The sequence below is a fragment of the Flavobacterium sp. IB48 genome (genome assembly GCF_016405855.1).
GTDB classification, from domain to species: Bacteria; Bacteroidota; Bacteroidia; order Flavobacteriales; family Flavobacteriaceae; genus Flavobacterium; species Flavobacterium ginsengisoli.
In genome coordinates this window covers 137339-153641 of the sequence record NZ_JAEFCA010000003.1, presented here as the reverse complement: position 1 = coordinate 153641, position 16303 = coordinate 137339, and the positions used below count along the sequence as shown (strand labels likewise).

Sequence of the window (16303 nt, the reverse complement as noted above, 5' to 3'; positions counted from 1 at the left end):
AAATAATGTTAAATTTAAACCAACGGCTATGTTTTTTCAACAAAGTGTTAATTTTAACCTACTTAGAAAATGTAATTCGTAATTATATTTATTCCAATATCTTATTTTTAACTTCTTTACTGTAGTTTCTGCCTATTGGAATGTTGTAAGATTGTATTTGAACGCGGTTTCCTTCTATAGATTTTACCTTATTTAGTGCAATTACATAAGATTTATGAATTCTAAGGAAGCGATCTGCGGGTAATTCTTCTGATAATGATGTAAGAGATTTATGGGTAATATATGTCTTATCTGGCGTGACTACTTTTATATATTCCTTCATTCCTTCAACAAACAAAATTTCCTCAATATTAATTTTCATCATTTTTTTATCGACTTTAATAAAAATATGAGAATCTCCTTTTGAAGTTTCGACTTTAATATTGTTTTTGAGATTGTATTCGGTGGTAATTTTATTGATGCATTTTATGAATCTTGGTAACGGAATAGGTTTTACCAAATAATCTAATACATCCAAATCATAACTTTCAGCAGCAAATTCTCTAAAAGCGGTTGTAATGATGACTTTGGTTTTGTTTTCGATAAGACTAATAAGCTCAAAACCGGTCATCATAGGCATGTTAATATCTAAAAAGACAGCATCAACAGGTGTACTGTTAATAAAATCGAGTGCCTCTAAAGAGTTATTGAATGTTGCTATAACTTCAAAATCTGTAAAATTGGTAAAATAATTTTGCAGGACCTTGATAGCTAAAGGCTCATCATCAATTAACACGCATTTAATCTTCATTATATGTAGGTATTTGTAATCGGATTATGTAGAAATTTAGCTTGGTTTGTTGTTTAAGGCGGAAATTGCTTCTGTAAATTAGTTTCAGTCTTTTTTTCGTATTAACCAAACCAATTCCTCTTTTCGGATTATGATTTTGTGAAATTACAAAATTATTTAAGATTTCAAAATCGAGTATTTTATTGTCTGTAACTTTACAATTGATCTTTATTTTTAAATTTTTGTTGTTTAGACCTCCATGTTTAAAAGCATTTTCGACCAAAGAAATGAAAATTAATGGCGGTACAACAACATCGTCAATATTAGATTCTAGATTTATGGTGACTTCGACATTTTCAAAACGAAGCTTTTCTATTTCAATATAGTTCTGGATATAGTCGATTTCTTTTATTAACGGAACAAATTTGGTTCCTTTAACATCATATAAAACATACTCCATCAAATTAGAAAGCTTTATAATTACATCAGGAACTTTCTTTGATGATTCTAACGATAAAGCATACAAATTGTTTAGCGTGTTGAAGAAAAAATGGGGTTGAATCTGGTTTTCAAGATACTTAAGTTTAATCTTAAATTGGTTTTCTCGTAAAGACCTGTTTCTTTCTCGCTCTCTTAGCCAAGTTAAGGTAAGATAAATTGATGATGCCATTGCTAAGACATACAATTCTCCGATACAAACAGCAACAATGTGATTGATCTCAAAAGGATGATATTCTCTATTAGCTTCAGGCCATATATTTTCTGATATTATATAGTAGGTTAGAGCTGTTTTTAGAAGATATATCACAAATAGACTTAACAGAAGTAAAAAAGTATACATAATATACTTTTGTTTGAGTACATATCTTGGAACCAAAACAAATAAATTCAAATAAACTAAAGGAATAACCAAAGAGAATTCAATTAAGTTTGATTTGAATGCATAAGGATAATCATTAAAGTAAGCGCCCCATCTTAAAAAGTTTAAAGTAAAATAAACTCCCCAAAACCAGACATGATTTTGCAGTTTGATATCAAATTTAACTTTTCGTATTTCTTTCAATTGATTCTAAGTTGTTTGAGAATTTTAGTTTTTCTTAACAGTATTTAAATAATGTGCAACTTTAAACAATTAACTGGTAAATGGCAATTTTTTTGCAAAAAATTTCCAAAAAAAAGGATATTGGTGCTTATTTTTTGTATTAGAACGTTTTCGTAAAGCGTATTATTGAATAATTTATGTCGTTCGTTTAAATTTTGTTGCTGTTGGTTTAATTTATTTTTTTTAACAATGCCTTAAGAATAATTTTACATCATAACTAACAAAATAAAATAAACATGAAAAAAATTTTCTTAATCTTTATGATTGTTTTTACGGCGCAAGTTTCGCTTGCTCAAGTAAAAAGTGTCAAGGGTGTGATTACAGATTCTGACGGTATGCCATTACCAGGAGCTTCTGTTGCTGTACAAGGAGGTCAAAAGGGAACAACTACCGATTTTGACGGATTGTACACTATCGAAGTTCAAAAGGGTCAAAGTTTAGTTTTTACTTATGTAGGACTTGAAACTCAAACTATAGTTGTAGGAGATGCTGCTACAATTAATGTGAAGATGGTTGCAGCTGCATCAAATGCTTTGAATGAAGTTGTTGTAACTTCTTTAGGTCTTAAGAAGTCTAAAAAATCATTGACTTATGCTACTCAAGAATTAAAAGGAGAAGAATTAGTTCGAGTAAAAGATGCAAACGTTATCAATACTATTGCAGGTAAAGTTGCTGGTGTTGCTGTTACTAAAAGTGCTGGTGGTACTGGTGGTTCTACAAAAGTAGTAATTCGTGGTAACTCATCTATTATGAATAGCCAGCCATTATATGTAATTGATGGTATTCCGATGTATAATGGATCTTCAAGCCAACCAAATGGTACTTTTGGAGATACAAATGGTGGTAACCGTGATGGTGGTGATGTAATCTCTCTTGTAAATCCTGATGATTATGAAAGTATGACAGTATTAAAAGGTGCTGCAGCTTCTGTATTATATGGTTCTCAAGGAGCAAATGGTGTAATTTTGCTTTCTTCTAAAAAAGTAAAAGAAGGAAAAGGTAATTTTACAGCTTCATCTGTAACTACATTCGAAAATGCAGCTTACTTGCCAAAATTCCAAACAGAGTACAATAGTACTGGAGCAAAAGAAAACACAAAAGATCACGTAAAAGATTTTTTTGACACAGGTGTAACTCAAATTACTTCTTTCGGATTTACAACTGGTTCACCAACTGCTACAACTAGCATTACTTATGCTAACACTTCTTCTTCTGGAATTATGCCAGGAAACGGTTTGAAGAAAAATAACTTTGGTATCCGTCAAACAGGAAAATTCTTTAATGATAAATTAACCGTTTCTGCAGATGGAAAATATACTACTCAAACTATTGACAACAGACCGCTAAGTGGACTTAACTTCAACCCATTAACAGGTGTTTATTTAATGCCAAGAGGAAATGGAAATGACTTTAATTACTATAAAAACAATTTTGAAGTTTTTGATCCAGTTAGAAACTTAAATGTTCAAAACTTCCCAGTAATTAATGAATATATTCAAAACCCGTATTGGTTAATCAACAGAGCTAAATCTGAAGATAAAAACAACTTCTTTAACGGATCTTTAGCCTTAGATTATAAAGCGAATAACTGGTTAAATATTACAGCAAGATATAGCTATAATAGAATCGAAAGCATTTTTGATAAAAAAATCTACGCAACTACTTCTGAAATTATTGCGGCTCCAACAGGAACTTATATCAACATTGGTACATTAAGTACTCAGCGTTATGGAGATTTAATTGCAAGAGTAAATACAGATTTTAGTGAAGATTTCTCTTTTAATGCTGTTCTTGGTACAAGTATAAATAATACTATGGCTAACCAACAAACAATCTTAAACTCAGGAACAAATAATGGTGGATTAGTTAACACAAACTGGTTTACTTTAGGAAACTTCGTTAACAATAAAGCAAATCAACAAGTTTCAGGTTCTAACAGAGAAGTACAATCTGTATTTGCATCTGCATCACTTGGATATAAAGGTATGTTGTATTTAGATTTAACAGGTAGAAATGACTGGTCGTCTACATTAGTTAATACAGGAAATGGTTCTTACTTCTATCCATCTGTTGGTTTAACAGGAATCATTAGTGAAATGGCTACAATGCCAGAGTGGATTAATTTTGGTAAAGTGAGAGGATCTTATGCACAAGTTGGTAACGACATTAACGCTTTCGTAACTTCTCCTAGATATACAATCCTTGGAGGGCAGTTTATTGCGCCAAGAGTTGGACCAAGACCAGGAGAAACATTAAAACCAGAATTAAAATCAGAGTACGAAATTGGTACTGAATGGAGACTGTTTAACAATAGATTAGGTTTTGAATTCTCTTACTATAATTCAGAAACTAAAAACCAATATGTTGAAGTTCCAGCGCCTTCTACAAACCCTTACGGATATACTAACTATGCATTTAATGCTGCAAGTATTGCTAACCAAGGTATCGAGATTGTGTTAAATGGTAAAATTATTCAAGGAGATAAATTTTCTTGGGATACTACAGTAAACTATTCTCATAATAAAAATACAGTTAAAGAACTTCCAGAAGAATTAGGAGGACGTGTAATATTGACAGATCCAGGATCTAATGCATATAGATTCTCATTAGTAGAAGGAAGACCATTTGGAGTTATTGAAGCTTACACTTTAGTTAGAGATGCTCAAGGAAGACTTCTTCTAGACGATCAAGGTAAACCACAAGTTGATCAGAACTTTAAAGAAGTAGGTAATGCTAATCCTGATTTCATGTTAGGTTGGTCTAACACTTTCAAATTCGGATCTTTCTTTGCAAATGTTTTAGTTGACGGAAGATTTGGAGGAAGTGTAATGAGTATGACTCAAGCTTTAAATGATTCTTATGGAGTTTCTAAAGCTTTTGGAGATGCTAAAAATGCTGGTGGTGTTACAGTTAATGCAATTGCAGCAGATGGAGTTACTCCAGTTAATAAAATTTCTGCAGAAGATTACTACGGAACAGTTGGTGGTAGAAGTGGAGCTTTAGCTGAATATGTTTACAAAGCAACAAACGTTAGCTTAAGAGAACTTTCTGTAGGATATACATTTAACCCTAAAGCAGTTCCATTCATTCAAAATGCAAGTATTTCTTTAATTGCTAGAAACTTATTCTTTTTCTACAAAGACGCACCGTTTGATCCAAATGTTGCTTTAAGTACAGGTCAAGGTTTACAAGGTGTTGACATTTTCGGATTGCCAACAACTAGAAGTATCGGTCTTAATTTAAACGTTACATTTTAATAAAAAAACATCATGAAAAGAAAATATATACAAAAGTCGATTCTCTGCTTAGGCTTATTAGCTGCTATGAGCTGTACTGATAACTTTGACGAGATTAACTCTGATCCTCAAGGTTCTACTGCTGAACAATTAGCACAGGATTTTAATAATATCACGGGTTATTCAAAAGTAATGTTCAATTTTATTTTTGAACAAGATCCATTGTGGGGATACCAAATCCAGCAAAACTTGCAAGGTGATGTATGGTCAGGTTATATGGCTACTCCAAATCCATTTGGAAGTAATAATAACAACATGACTTACAATCTTGTAAATGGTTGGAACGGTAGAGCATGGGATGATGCGTACACAAACGTAATGGCAAATGCTCTAAAAATAGAGCATGAGACTAAAACAAAAGGATTATATCCAGAAATATATGCAATGTCTCAGATACTAAAAGTTGAGGCGATGCATAGAATAACTGATATTTATGGACCAATTGTTTATTCAAAATATAGTTCTGAATCTTCAGTTAAAGAATACGATTCACAAGAACAAGTGTACACGCAGATGTTTGCAGATCTTGATGAGGCTATTGTAACATTAAGCAAAGCAGCAGATTCTGGTGAAAGCTCAATTATTACTAAAGCTGATTTTTCTAAATATGGAGGAAGCTATTCTAAATGGGTAAAATTTGCGAATTCTCTTCGTTTAAGATTAGCAATGCGATTAGCTGTAAAAGCTCCAGCAGTAGCCAAAGAACAAGCTGAAAAATCTATTTCTCAGAAATATGGTGTAATGCTTACTAAAGACGATAGTTTTGTTTTCTTAAGTGACTTTACAAATCCTGTATATGGAAATAGTAATAGTTATGAAGATATTAACATGTCTGCAGATATGGAATCTATCTTAGTAGGATATAATGATCCAAGACTATCAAAATATTTCGCTGTTTCAGTTAAATATCCAGGAGAATATAAAGGAATTAGAACAGGAATTGTTTTGCCAGTTGCTCCAGATGGAGCTACAAAAGCAGCTCGTAAAGATTTTTCTAAAGTTGGAGAAGCTATAAATGTAAAAGAAACTGTTTTCTTATCTACTGCTGAGGTTTTCTTCTTAAGAGCAGAAGGAGCTTTGAGAGGATGGAATATGGGAAGTGATGTTCAATCTTTATATGAGGCGGGAATCACAGCTTCTTTCGAGCAGTTTGGAGTTTCTTCATCAACATACAAAACTAGTACAGCATTGCCAAAAGCTTATGTTGACCCGCTTGATGCAACAAATAATGCGGCTGCTGTTAATAATGTGACTGTAGCTTGGGAAGCTGGTGCTTCTAATGAAGTTAAACTTCAAAAAATTATTACTCAAAAATGGATTGCTGGTTTCCCTGACGGACAAGAAGCTTGGACTGAGTGGAGAAGAACTGGATATCCAAAATTATTCCCAATCACAAATAACACAAGTAACGGAGTTATTAGCTCTCAGTTAGGTGTTAGAAGAGTAAATTTTGTGGCATCTGAAATTGCTGGAAACAAAGATGGAGTTGCAACTGGTATTGCTAAGTTAGGTGGACCAGATAACGGTGCAACAAGACTTTGGTGGGATACTGGAGTGAACTTCTAAAAAAAAATGGGATATTAAGTTTGGTTAGTAGTGTGGTATAGATGGCGAAAGCTGTCTATACCATATCTTAAAACCATGATGGTAATTACTACAAAAAAGAAAAGAAATGAAAAGTGCTTTAGAAATAAAACCTGATATCAGTTATAAAAGCGCGGGAAAATTTGAAGAAACTCGTTTTGAGAAAATTCATAACGAAATTTTCAAAAGTTCTATTGAAGCTTCTGTAATTGTAGCGCAGGAAATTGCGCAGCTAATTAGATCTAAGCAGGAAAAAAATAAATCTTGTGTTTTAGGTCTGGCAACAGGTTCTTCTCCTATTAAAGTTTATGAGGAACTAGTGAGAATGCACAAAGAAGAAGGACTAAGTTTTAGCAATGTAATCACTTTTAATTTGGATGAATATTATCCAATGACTAAAGAAAATAATCAGAGCTATCATTATTTCATGCACGAGCATCTTTTTAAACATATTGATATCAAACCTGAAAATATTAATATTCCTGATGGTACTGTAGCAATTGAGGAAATCAATCAATACTGTATTGATTATGAAATGAATATTAAAAATGCGGGTGGTCTTGATTTTCAATTGCTTGGAATTGGTAGAACGGGTCATGTTGGATTTAACGAGCCTGGTTCGCACATCAATTCAGGAACAAGAATTATTACCTTAGATCATATCACAAGAGTCGATGCTTCATCTGCTTTTAATGGTATAGATAATGTACCGAAACGCGCCATAACAATGGGAGTTTCGACCATTATGAGATCAAAACGTATTGTTTTGATGGCTTGGGGACAAAACAAAGCAGATATCATCAAAAGAACTATTCAAGGAGATATCAGTTCAGAGGTTCCAGCTACGTTTTTACAAAATCATCCAAATGCAACTTTTGTTTTAGATCAGTCGGCAGCATCAGAATTAACCCGTTTCAAAACACCGTGGTTAGTCGGTGAATGTCTTTGGACTCCTGAATTAAAAAGTAAAGCAATTGTCTGGCTTTGTCAAAAAACAAAACAATCTATTTTAAAACTGACAGACCGTGATTACAACAATAACGGAATGTCTGACCTATTGGCTCAAGAAGGTTCTGCTTATGATATGAACATTAATATGTTTAATATTTTACAGCACACTATTACTGGATGGCCAGGAGGAAAACCAAACACAGATGATTCATTTCGTCCAGAAAGGGCAAATCCGGCAAAAAAGAGGATTATTCTTTTTAGCCCGCACCCAGACGATGATGTGATTTCTATGGGAGGAACATTTTCAAAATTAATCAAGCAAGGACACGATGTTCATGTGGTCTACCAAACTTCAGGAAATATTGCAGTTTCAGATGATGAAGCTTTAAAATTTGCAGAAGTTGCCAGTGATTTTATCGGAGAAGGTCAAGCTGATATCAATTTCAAATCGGTTATCGAGTTTTTAAATAACAAATCTGAAAATCAAATCGATTCTTTGGAAGTTCGAAAATTAAAAGGACTTATAAGAAGAAGAGAATCTTACGGAGCAACAAGATATATCGGATTGAAAGATGAGAATACGCACTTTTTGGATCTTCCTTTTTACGAAACAGGACAGGTTAAAAAGAATCCGTTAGGACCAGAAGATATTGCTATCGTAAAAGACATTATTGCTAGAATAAAACCACATCAGGTTTTTGCTGCTGGAGATCTTGCAGATCCGCACGGAACTCATGAGGTTTGTTTAAATGCCATTTTTGCTGCATTAAAAGAGCTTAAACCAGAACCGTACATGAATGATTGCTGGTTGTGGCTTTACAGAGGAGCTTGGCACGAATGGGACATTCATGAAATTGACATGGCCGTTCCGTTAAGTCCTTCAGAAGTATTGTTAAAACGTCATGCCATTTTACATCACCAGTCTCAAAAAGACAGAGTAATGTTTCAAGGAAATGATTCTCGTGAATTCTGGGTTAGGGCAGAAGATCGAAACAAAAACACAGCAATTTTATACGACGAACTAGGTTTAGCTGAATATGAAGCAATAGAAGCCTTTAAGCGTTTTGATTATTAAAGTTTTTATGATTCTATAAAATGAATCAAATGACAAAATTCAGATGATTACTTGTAAAAGTGAGGTATGCAGAAGTCATTCTGGATTTTGTCTTTTTATATAAATTAGGATATGGACTAAGAAACTATCCGACCAAAAAAAAGAAAAATGAAATATTTATTTGTACTATTATTTGCAGGTATATCGGCAGGTGCTCAAGTCCAGAAAGAGCAACTGAATCTTATGCCTTGGCCTCAGAATGTTGTAATTAATGAAGGTAATTTTAATTTAAGTAAGAATTTTAAAGTAAATATTACTGGTAATCCAAATGCTAGAATTTTTGGAGGAGTAACTCGTTTTTTGCGCCGTTTAGATGGTAGAACAGGTATATTTTTTGAACAAGGTTTTATTACCAAATTAAATGAAGTTCCAAATGCAGAATTACAAATTAATTGTAGTAAAAGCGGAAAAATTGGTTTGTATGAAGATGAGAGTTATCATTTAGATATTACTTCAAACAAAATTATAATTAATGCAACCAGTGATTTGGGAGCTTTGCATGGCTTGGAGACATTGTTGCAACTTCTTCAAAACAATTCAAAATCGTTTTATTTTCCAGTTTCAAAAATTTCAGATTTTCCAAGATTTACTTGGAGAGGTTTAATGATTGATGCTTCAAGACATTTTCAGCCTGTTGATGTTATTAAAAGAAATATTGACGCATTGGCAGCAATGAAAATGAATGTTTTTCATTGGCATTTGGTTGATGATCAAGGATGGAGAATTGAAATGAAAAAACATCCAAAGTTTACTCAATTAGCTTCGGATGGAATGTATTATACACAAGAGGAAATTAAAAATATCGTAAAATATGCCGATGAGCGCGGTATTTTAATTGTTCCCGAAATAGATGTTCCAGGTCACGGATCTGCAATTTTAACGGCTTATCCAGAAATTGGCAGTAAAGTAATCAAGTTGACAGGAGGAACATCCGAAAAAAATATTCAAGGTACAGCAATCGCTACCTATGGAATTGAAAGAAATGCTGGTATTTTTTCACCAACATTAGATCCTTCAAATCCTAAAACGTATCAACTATTAAGTGAAGTTTTTGATGAGGTTTGCCCATTGTTTCCAGGTGCCTATTTCCATATTGGAGGAGATGAAAACGAAGGGAAAGATTGGGATGAAAACCCGAAAATTCAGGAATTCATGAAAAAACATAATTTAAAGAACAATCACGAATTACAAACTTATTTCACGATGCAATTGGCTCCAATGTTAAAGAAGCACGGAAAGCAATTGATGGGTTGGGAAGAAATTTTGACGAAAGATTTATCTAAAGAAGCGATCGTTCACTCATGGAGAGGGCCAAACGAAGGAATGCCAGCAGGTAAATCTTTGGTAGAAGCTGTTAAAAAAGGATACAAAACCGTTTTGTCTAACGGATATTATATCGATTTGATGTACCCAATTGCAAGCCATTATTTAAATGATCCGATGCCAAAAGGAGCGAATTTAACGAGTGACGAAAAAGCAAGAATTCTTGGTGGAGAAGCGACAATGTGGACAGAATTGGCTACACCAACAACTATAGATTCTAGATTATGGCCAAGAACTGCAGCTATTGCAGAAAGACTTTGGTCTGCAGAAGACGTAGTAGATGTAGAAAATATGCGTAAACGTTTAGAAACAGTTTCTTTCAGATTAGAAGAATTAGGAATTACTCATATACGTAACAAAGATGTTATTTTAAGAAATATTGCCAACAATCAAAGTATTCAACCGCTTGAAGAGTTTTCTAAAGTAAGCGAACCTTTAAAAGGATATACTCGTAACAAAGGAGGAACAGAGTACCAGATGTATTCTCCTTTTACTTTGTTTGCAGATGCTTGCGGACCAGATGCAAAAGATGCTCTTGCATTTGATGCAGCGGTAAATCAATATTTAGCAAATAAATCGGCAGATAACAAAGCAAAAGTGACTGCATTTTTTACTAAATGGATTGCAGTGCATAATGACCTTACAGCACTAAGTGCAAATGCTCCATTAGTACAGCCAATTTTACCATTGTCTAAAAAATTAAGTGATGCATCGCAGGAATTATTACTTGTATTAGACAACAAATCGACTTTAAAATCAGCAGATTTAAAAAGTTTAATAGATCAATGTAATACAAAAGATCATGCTGACGTGGAATTGTCAGTTTATGAAAGTTTGAAAAAACTAATATGAATTTTGGTTGAGTTAGTGTTATTAGAGTTACATTAATTAGGCTTTTAATTATCTCTACTGAAGTTCCTCGGTAGAGATAGTTATAGCCAAGATTTCAGAAATAATCAACACTTAACTTAATTAAATAACAAAATATAAGCCGTGAAATTAATTATTAACCTTTAAAACCAAATAGAAGAATAAGAATACAATAAAACATGACAAAAAAGTATAGATTGATGATTAGTCCCAAATTTATCATTTGTATTTAATATTAATTTTTAAAATTATAAATAAATATCAATCACTGCTATTTACTAATGATTATGAATGAATCAGAAATAGTAATATTTATCTATAGAATGTAATTTGAGTTTATTTCCAATCGACCGCGGGGTTCCAATCTGCTGTTGAGCGAAACCCAGAAGTGTTTAAGCTTCTGTGGCCCAATTATTTATTTTCTATTAACTAATATTTATTAACTATGAAACATTATTACAGATTGCTCTTTTTGTTACTGTTTCCCTTACTAGCGTTGGCCCAACCGGCTCACGGAAAAAAAGTAGTGGGGTATTATGCGCAATGGTCTATTTATGCTCGGGATTTTAATGTTCCGAAAATTGATGGAAGTAAATTGACGCACTTAAATTATTCTTTTTATGGGACAACTTACGATCCTGCCCATCCGGAGAATACAAAATTAAAATGTTTAGACACCTATGCCGATTTTGAGCATATGGAAGGCGGAATTCCTTGGGATGCGCCAGTTAAAGGAAACTTTTACGATTTAATGAAATTGAAAGAAAAGTATCCGCATTTAAAAGTTTTAATTTCTGTTGGAGGCTGGACAAAAGGACAAGATCTTTCTCCAATTGCTGCAAGTCCTGTAGCAAGAGCGGCTTTAGCAGCAGATATGGCAAACTTCATTACTACATATCCATTTATTGACGGTTTCGACATCGACTGGGAATATCCTCTTTCGGGCGGAACTGACGGTACAGAAATAGTAAATGGTTCGCCTGTTCCTCCTCAAAAATACAGCCCTAATGATAATAAAAATTTAGTGCTTTTATTAAAAGCTATGCGTCAGGCAATGCCAAATAAACTAATTACTATTGCTGCTGGAAACAATGTTAGAAATGTTTCTAAACAGTATTTAGGACCAAATAACAGATCACAATACGGAATGACAGAAGATATTTCGACTTATTGCGATTATATCACCTATTTCGGATATGATTTTGGTGGAAACTGGTACGATAAAACCTGTTACAACGCACCTTTATACGCAAGTGGAAACCCTAATGACCCGTTGTATGGTGCAACACAATCAGAATCATTAGATGAATTAACAAATCAATATTTAAATGTAATTGGTTTTCCTGCGAATAAGTTAATCATGGGGTTGCCTTTCTACGGAAAAAAATTCGATAACGTTGCTGCAAATTCAACAAACGGATTATTTGTCTCAGCACCAAGATACGTAGTTCCTGGATGTACAAATCCGCAAAACCCAACAGGAACATGGGATGGTTCAGGAGCTTGTGAAAAATCTGGAAGTATCGAAATCTGTGATTTAGTTGGGAATCCAGTTACCAACTCGCATGCCTATTTAGATCCAAACACGATGATGGTAACGCCATCTGCAGCTTCGGCAGGATGGGTAAGATATTTTGATAATACTACAAAAGTTCCTTATTTATATAATGCTACTTCAAAAGAATTTATTTCTTATGAAGATAAACAGTCAATGGACTTAAAAGTGCAGTATATAAAATCAAAAAACTTAGCTGGAGGGATGATCTGGGAATTATCTCAAGATACAAGGGGTTCAATTCCTAACGCATTATTAAACCAAGTTGATACTTCTTTTGGAAGTGTAGTTCCGGGAACAGTAAGTATTTCTGGTTCTGTAAAAAACGGATCGGCTTTGGTTACCAATGTTACAGTAGAATTACGAAATGCAAGCAATGCAGTTATTCAGACAGTAGTTTCTGCCAATGGAAATTTTGCATTCAATAATTTAACTTCAGGACAAAACTATTCTCTTACAGCAGTAAAAGCGAGTTACACATTTGTTCCGGTATCATTAAACAATGTAACGGTAAACCAAACAGGAGTTGTGATTAACGGAAGTCAGCCAACTTATACCGTAAGCGGAACAGTTCTAGATGGAACAAATCCAGTTTCTGGCGTAACCGTTTCTGCAGTTTCTGGAAGCACAACTTTAATAGCAGTTTCAAATGCAAGTGGAGCTTATAGTGTTGCAGGTTTAACAGCTGGATTAAATTTTACAGTTACAGCTACAAAAACAGGCTTCTCTTATGCGCCAGCTTCAACAGTTTACAATGCAATTGATGCTAATAAAACGTTGAATTTCACTCAAGGTGCAGCAGTGGTAACTTATACTGTAAGCGGAACAGTTCTTAACGGATCAGCTCCAGTTTCTGGTGTAACAATTACAGCAGCTTCTACAGCAGGAAATGTTACTGCAACAAGTAATTCTAGCGGAGCGTATTCATTGACTTTAGCTTCTGGTGGAAATTATACGGTAACAGCAGCTTTGACTGGACAAACTTTTACGCCAGCATCTACAGTTTATTCTAATTTGAATGCTAATAAAACGTTGAATTTTACTCAAGATGTTGCAACGAGCACAAGTAAAATTAGCGGAACAGTTAAAAATGGAACAACTCCTGTTGCGGGTGCAAAAGTAGAGATTGTTTTACCATGGACAGATAATGCACATCCGTGGAAAAGTGTTTTGGCAACAACAGATGCGCAAGGAAAATACAGTTTTGATAATTCAGTTGTAGATGGTTATACAACTATTACAAGTTTAAAACTAAATACTTGGTCAAACGGAGAAGTTAATTATTATCCAAATAATTTAGCAAACTTTCCTGTTCCATCAACTCCAACGGTTTACAACTTTAATACAAGTTCAACAGCGAAAGTAGCATTAGCAGCAGCGACGAACTTAATTAGCGGAACTGTGAAAAATGGTTCAACTCCAGTAGCAAATGCACAAGTTGAAATCGTTTTACCTTGGACAGACAACACACACAATTGGAAAAGCGTTCTGGCAACAACAGATGCATCAGGAAATTATGCTTTCGATAATTCAGTTGTAGCAGGTTATACACAAATTTTAAGCTTGAAATTAAATTCATGGCAAAACGGAGAAGTAGCTTACTATCCAAATAATCTAGCCAACTTTGCCGTTCCTACAACGCCAACAGTTTACAATTTCAATACCCAAACAACGGTTGTAACTAAGCCAGTAGTTGCTATTACAGCACCAACAGCTTCGGCGATTGCTATAAATTTAGGATCATCAATTAATTTTGTGGCAAGTGTTGGATTAAGTGCAGCTGATGCCACTACAATTTCATCTGTTGTATTTAGTTTAGACGGACAAACGATAAGTGCTACCAATTCTTCGGGAACTTATACTTCGGTTTGGACACCAGTAGCAAATCAGTTTGGAGTTTCTCATACCTTAACTGTTACAGCTACGGCATCAAACGGAACAACAGATTCAAAGACATATAGTTTTACATTAACTTGTTCAGGTGCAAATTGTCCAAATGCATTGCCTGTAATCACTTGGAATTCACCATCAAATACTACGGTATACCAAAGTTCTTTCCAAGCTGTGCCAATTTCAGTTACGGCTGTTGATAGTGACGGAACAGTTTCTGGTGTTACTATTACCATAAACGGCGGTACATTTAACATGACAGCAGGTACAAATAATACTTATACGTATAATTTTACGCCAACTGCTTACCAGGATTATCCAATTGTAATTAAAGCAACCGATAATAAAGCGGCTGTAACTACATTGAATAATACTATTAAAATTGCTACAGTAAGTGGTAATAGATTTATTCCACTTCCATCTAAAATTATTTTAGGATACGCGCATTCTTGGGAAAATACTTCAGCTCCATTTTTATATTTTTCTCAAATTAAGGGAAGTAAGTTTAATGTAGTGGATTATTCTTTTGTAGAAACAGTGAATCGTGATGGTTATACGCCAATACTAACTACAAATGATGCTAGATATTTGACCAATGGCGTTTTCGATAAGCAATTATTGAAAAATGATATCAAAACTTTAAGAGATAGTGGCGTTCCTGTTATTGTATCTATTGGAGGTCAAAATGGTCATGTTGTTCTAGAGAATGTAACGCAGAAAAATATTTTTGTTAATGGTCTGAAAGCCATTATTGACGAGTATCAATTTGATGGAGTTGATATTGATTTTGAAGGTGGATCTATGAATTTTAGCGCAGGAGGTTTAAGAGATATTTCTTATGCGGGAATTTCAGCTTATCCAAGATTGAAAAACGTAGTAGATGCTTTCAAAGAATTAAAAGCATACTATGGGCCTGGATTCTTATTGACTGCAGCTCCAGAAACACAATATGTACAAGGAGGATATACTACTTATACCGATACATTTGGTTCGTTCTTGCCAATTATTCAAAACTTGCGTAACGAATTGGATTTGTTAGCGGTGCAATTGTATAACACAGGAGGAGAAAACGGATTAGATGGTCAATATTATGGTACGGCCAAGAAAGCAAACATGGTTACTGCGTTGACTGATATGATCATAAAAGGGTACAACATTGCTTCGACAGGAATGCATTTTGATGGCTTGCCAGCTTCAAAAGTTCTTATTGCATTGCCAGCTTGTCCGAGTGCAGCAGGTAGCGGATATCTAACTCCAACCGAAGGAATTAACGCTATGGATTATTTAAGAAACGGAACCAATTTCTCTGGAAGAACATATACTATGCAACCAGGCGGACCATATCCTTCTTTAAGAGGTTTAATGACTTGGTCTGTAAACTGGGATGCGTCTTCTTGCGGAAATTCATCTGAATTGTCTAAAGCATACGCAGCTTATTTTGCATCGCAAGGCACAGCAAAAACATTGGCTGTAGAAGATATAACTGCTGAAAGTAATACAACTGTTGCCTATTTCAGAAACAATACTTTGTCTGTTGTTAATGACACAGGAGATATTGCTCAAGTTGATGTATTTAATACGATAGGACAAACTGTTACAAGTCATAGAAATATTCAGAACAATAAAGAAGTACTGCTTAATAGTCCAAGTTTTGCTAGTAAACAAATTTTTGTTGTGATCGTAACAGATAAATCTGGACACAAAAAGTCATTGAAAGTAATGAACTTTTTAAACTAAAATAAAAGAATTAAAAATTTAGAAATAAGAAAGTTGGGACGGTTAAAATTGAGTTTGGTTATTTATTTTTTAACCTAATTTTTATTTCTTAAATGCTGTGAAGTGAGGTAAT

The 16303-nt window shown here is 33.9% G+C and carries 7 protein-coding genes; 5 read left to right on the top strand and 2 right to left on the bottom strand.

What is annotated here, in order from left to right:
• Positions 1-88 precede the first annotated feature (88 nt).
• Both JC605_RS11335 and JC605_RS11330 read right to left on the bottom strand, forming a co-directional pair.
• On the bottom strand, positions 89-790 hold the full coding sequence (locus tag JC605_RS11335; RefSeq protein WP_198856295.1) for a LytTR family DNA-binding domain-containing protein: 702 nt from the start codon (positions 788-790) through the stop codon (positions 89-91).
• Positions 780-1832, bottom strand: coding sequence for a sensor histidine kinase (locus tag JC605_RS11330; protein WP_198856294.1), 1053 nt, complete (start codon positions 1830-1832; stop codon positions 780-782). Before JC605_RS11330 ends, JC605_RS11335 begins: the two co-directional genes overlap by 11 nt.
• Positions 1833-2107: 275 nt before the next feature.
• On the opposite strand from JC605_RS11330, the gene JC605_RS11325 reads away from it, so the two are divergent.
• The 5 genes from JC605_RS11325 (at position 2108) to chiA (ending at position 16191) form a co-directional block, all read left to right on the top strand.
• On the top strand, positions 2108-5128 hold the full coding sequence (locus JC605_RS11325; RefSeq protein WP_198856293.1) for a SusC/RagA family TonB-linked outer membrane protein: 3021 nt from the start codon (positions 2108-2110) through the stop codon (positions 5126-5128).
• A gap of 12 nt (positions 5129-5140) precedes the next feature.
• Positions 5141-6733, top strand: a complete 1593-nt coding sequence (locus tag JC605_RS11320; RefSeq protein ID WP_198856292.1) for a RagB/SusD family nutrient uptake outer membrane protein — start codon at positions 5141-5143, stop codon at positions 6731-6733.
• Positions 6734-6839: 106 nt separating this feature from the next.
• Positions 6840-8777 carry a glucosamine-6-phosphate deaminase gene (nagB, locus tag JC605_RS11315; RefSeq protein WP_198856291.1) on the top strand — a complete coding sequence of 646 codons (1938 nt, stop codon included), beginning with the start codon at positions 6840-6842 and terminating at the stop codon, positions 8775-8777.
• 147 nt (positions 8778-8924) lie between these two features.
• Positions 8925-10991 carry a beta-N-acetylhexosaminidase gene (locus JC605_RS11310; protein ID WP_198856290.1) on the top strand — a complete coding sequence of 689 codons (2067 nt, stop codon included), beginning with the start codon at positions 8925-8927 and terminating at the stop codon, positions 10989-10991.
• A 463-nt stretch (positions 10992-11454) separates the two neighbouring features.
• Entirely contained in the window at positions 11455-16191 is a 4737-nt protein-coding gene (gene chiA / locus JC605_RS11305; RefSeq protein WP_198856289.1) for a T9SS-translocated chitinase ChiA, read from the top strand.
• The last annotated feature ends 112 nt before the right edge of the window (positions 16192-16303 follow it).